Raw genomic sequence first — 3902 nt, 5'->3', positions numbered from 1 at the left:
CCTCGGCCCCCACCGACTCCCGGGTGCCGGTGACCCCCATCAGGGATGCGGCGTAGACGAAGCCGCTGCCGGCCGCGGTGATCGTGGCCAGTCGGGCGTCCCGACTGCTGGGCGCGACCACGAAGACCGTCGCCAGCCCGTGTCGGGCCGCGGCCTTGCGCCATGCCTCGGACTCCTCCACCGGCAGATCCGGCAGGATGCACCCGGCACCGCCGGCCGCGGCCAGCTCGGCGGCGAACCGCTCGGGCCCGTACCGGTCCACCGGGTTCCAGTAGGTCATGCACAGCACCGGGACCCCGGTGGCGGCGTGGACCTCCCGGATGGTGCGCAGCACGTCCGCGATGCGCAGGCCGCCGCGCAGGGCGATGTCGTCGGCGGTCTGGATGACGGGGCCGTCCAGGACCGGATCGCTGTGCGGCAGGCCGACCTCCAGCACGTCGCATCCGCCCTCGGCCATGGCCACGGCGGCCCGGATGCCGTCCTCGACGGTGGGGAATCCGGCCGGGAAGTAACCGATCAGGGCGGCGCGGTCCTCCTCCGCCGCGCGGGCGAGGACGGACGAGAGCAGCTCGGCGGTGCCGGTGGTTCCCGTGGCTCCGGCGGCGCCGGGGGTCTCGACGGTGCTCATGCGGTGCCCTCCTCGAAGGCGCGTTCGGAGTCGGTCGCCGGGGCGGCCGGGTCCGCGGGGTCGGTGGAGGTGTCGGCGGCGAGGTCCTCGGGGCGCCCGACGGCGTCGGCCGTGTCCCCGTACAGGCCGAACCAGCGGGCGGCGGTGTCCATGTCCTTGTCGCCGCGCCCGGAGAGGTTGACCAGCACCACGCCCTCCGGCCCCAGCTCCCGGCCCACCTCCAGCGCACCGGCCAGGGCGTGCGCGCTCTCGATGGCGGGGATGATCCCCTCGGTGCGGGAGAGCAGTCGCAGCGCCTCCATCGCCTCGGCGTCGGTCACCGGCCGGTACTCGCCCCGCCCGGTGTCCTTCAACCAGGCGTGCTCCGGGCCGATACCGGGGTAGTCCAACCCCGCCGAGATCGAGTGCGGCTCGGTGATCTGCCCCTCGTCGTCCTGCAGGACGTAGGAGCGCGAGCCGTGCAGGATGCCCGGTTCGCCGGCCGTGAGCGTGGCGGCGTGCCTACCGGAGGCCACCCCGTGCCCGGCGGCCTCCAGGCCCACCAGGCGGACCCCGGTGTCGGGAAGGAAGGCGTGGAACAGGCCGATGGCGTTGGACCCGCCGCCCACGCAGGCCGCCACGGCGTCGGGCAGGCGTCCGATCCGCTCCAGGATCTGGCGGCGGGCCTCGACGCCGATCACCCGGTGGAAGTCGCGGACCATCACCGGGAAGGGGTGGGGGCCGGCGACGGTGCCGAAGAGGTAGTGGGTGCGGTCGACGTTGGCCACCCAGTCCCGGAATGCCTCGTTGATCGCGTCCTTCAGGGTGCGGCTGCCGGAGGCCACCGGCACCACCCGGGCGCCGAGCATCCGCATCCGTGCGACGTTGAGCGCCTGCCGCTCGGTGTCGATCTCGCCCATGTAGATCACGCACTCCAGGCCGAACAGCGCGCAGGCGGTGGCGGTGGCCACGCCGTGCTGTCCGGCGCCGGTCTCGGCGATCACCCGGGTCTTGCCCATCCGGCGGGTGAGCAGTGCCTGACCGAGCACGTTGTTGATCTTGTGCGAACCGGTGTGGTTGAGGTCCTCGCGCTTGAGGAACACCCGGGCGCCGCCGGCGTGCTCCGCGAAGCGCGGTACCTCGGTCAGGGCGCTGGGACGCCCGGTGTAGTTGACCAACAGGTCGTTCAGCTCGGCGGCGAAGGCGGGATCCGCCTTCGCCTTCTCGTACTCGACGGCGACCTCCTCCACCGCGGCCCGCAGGGCCTCGGGGATGAACATGCCGCCGAACGCGCCGAAGTATCCGTCGGCGCCGGGGAACCGACCCTCGGGGTCGGGTTGGAAGAAACCATCGGTCATGGCGTGAGCCTTCCGGAAAGGTGCGGTGGTCCGAACCGGTATCGGTGGGGTGTCGGTTCGCCGACCCGCCGGAACCACCCCGCCGGCCCCGGTCGGGGCGGGCGCGGGCGCGGCGGAACGGCGCGCCCCGCCGTCGACCGGCTCCGCGCCGCACCCACCCGGGGTCGGGAGGCTGCGTCAGGGGAGCGGGGAAACGCTCCGGTACGGGGCCGACGGCGGGGCGGTCGGCCCGGGCCATCGGCGTCCGTTGATCTGACCGGGCTCGCACCCGATGTGGTAGCGCACGCGGCGGCCCAGCACGCGACGCGCCGGCGCCCGGCAGCCGCGCGGGCGGCAACCGGGGAGCAGGCGGGCGTGACGGACCACGTCGATCAGCGCTCCTGTCGCAGGGCGGGGTGGGCGCCGGCGGCCACCAGGTCGGCGACCGCGGCGCGCGGGTCGCGGCCGGTGACCAGGGACTCCCCGACGAGCACGGCGTCGGCGCCGTCGTGGGCGTAGGCGATCAGGTCGTGCGGCCCGCGCACGCCCGACTCGGCGATCTTCACCACGTCGGCGGGCAACTCGGGGGCCAGGCGGGAGAAGGTGGAGCGGTCCACCTCGAGGGTGCGCAGGTCCCGTGCGTTGACCCCGATCACCCGTGCCCCGGCGTCCAGGGCCCGCTCGACCTCCTCCTCGTCGTGCACCTCGACCAGCGGGGTCAGCCCGATGGACTCGGCCCGCTCCACCAGGGAGACCAGCGCGGGCTGCTCGAGGGCGGCGACGATCAGCAGGGCGAGGTCGGCGCCGTGCGCCCGGGCCTCCCAGAGCTGGTAGGCGGTGACGATGAAGTCCTTGCGCAGGACGGGGACGTCCACCCGGGCGCGCACCGCGTCGAGGTCGGCCAGCGATCCGCCGAAGCGACGCCGCTCGGTGAGAACCGAGATGGCGGCCGCGCCGCCCGCCTCGTAGTCGGCGGCCAGTCCGGCCGGGTCGGCGATGGCCGCGAGGGCTCCCTTGGACGGGCTGGACCGCTTGACCTCGCAGATCACACGCACCCCGTCACCGCGCAGGGCGGCCACCCCGTCGAGGGGGGCGGGGGCACGCTCGGCGGCCTCCTTCAGCTCGTCGAGCCCGACCCGCTCCTGACGCTCGGCGAGGTCGGCCCGGACCCCGTCGATGATCTCGTCGAGCACACTCACCCGAGTGGCTCCTTTCTGTAGCGGTTCCTGTCGCGGCGTCCCGCCGCCGGCCCCGGGGAACGGGACCGCGCGCGGCGCGTCGCGCGGGCGTGCGCCCCGGCCGACGGCGGACGTCGGTTCCGTCCACGCGCACGATCGGACAGGCCGATGGTATCGGCCGACGGGGTCCGGGACCGCATCCGCCCCGGGCCGGTCCACCCATCGGACGGCCGGGACGCACGCCGGGAGGGATCCGGCCCGGGGCCCGTCCCCGGAGACCGTTCAGGGTGCGAGGAACGCGCCGACGGGCAGGTTCCGCAGGACGGTGAACACCGTGAGGACCGGGAGCACCACCACACCGACGAGGAGATGGATGGTCGCTCCCGGACGGCGGAGGTGCGAGCCGGGGCCCCGCCCCGGGCGGGTGCGGCCCCGGGCGCGGCCCTCCGGCGGCCGGAGCCGGCGGCGGATCGTCCGCAGCGGTGGGACGAGAAGAACCGTGAGGGCGAGAACGGGAACCAGGGCATTGGCCCGCAACGCCGCGGGAAGGTCGCCCCGGGTCAGGGCGTGACCGGCGCGCAGACCTCCGCACCCGGGACACCACAGGCCGGAGAGGGCGCGCACGGGACAGGGCGGATAACGCCCCGGGATCGAGGGGTCCACCACGGCGAGGACCAGCAGGACACCGAGGCCGAGCAGTCCGGCGACGACGAGGGCCGGCCGGCTCGCGGGGTCACGGGACGGCCGGTGGCCCGGGAGCCCGGGGTTCGGGGGCGGCGG

Annotated in this window: 5 protein-coding genes; all 5 read right to left on the bottom strand. The window is 75.1% G+C overall.

Annotated features, from left to right (window positions below):
• On the bottom strand, positions 1 to 628 hold a 628-nt coding region (gene trpA / locus FNQ90_RS15260), incomplete at its 3' end, for a tryptophan synthase subunit alpha (RefSeq protein ID WP_182606883.1).
• A complete protein-coding gene (trpB, locus tag FNQ90_RS15255; protein WP_228471230.1) occupies positions 625 to 1965 on the bottom strand; it encodes a tryptophan synthase subunit beta in 1341 nt (446 codons plus the stop codon). The genes trpA and trpB, both read right to left, overlap by 4 nt.
• A gap of 177 nt (positions 1966 to 2142) precedes the next feature.
• The gene (trpM, locus tag FNQ90_RS28700) at positions 2143 to 2331 is read right to left on the bottom strand and encodes a tryptophan biosynthesis modulator TrpM (protein WP_368733108.1); all 189 of its coding nucleotides are present in this window, start codon (positions 2329 to 2331) and stop codon (positions 2143 to 2145) included.
• 5 nt (positions 2332 to 2336) lie between these two features.
• The gene (gene trpC, locus FNQ90_RS15250; protein WP_143619575.1) at positions 2337 to 3143 is read right to left on the bottom strand and encodes an indole-3-glycerol phosphate synthase TrpC; all 807 of its coding nucleotides are present in this window, start codon (positions 3141 to 3143) and stop codon (positions 2337 to 2339) included.
• A 261-nt stretch (positions 3144 to 3404) separates the two neighbouring features.
• A partial coding sequence (locus FNQ90_RS15245) for a DUF2752 domain-containing protein (protein WP_182606882.1) occupies positions 3405 to 3902 on the bottom strand: 498 nt, incomplete at its 5' end.

This window comes from Streptomyces alkaliphilus (assembly GCF_014141535.1).
Classification (GTDB): Bacteria; Actinomycetota; Actinomycetes; order Streptomycetales; family Streptomycetaceae; genus Streptomyces; species Streptomyces alkaliphilus.
The sequence above is the reverse complement of the archived record's forward strand: the minus strand, read 5'-3'. Positions and strand labels throughout refer to the sequence as shown.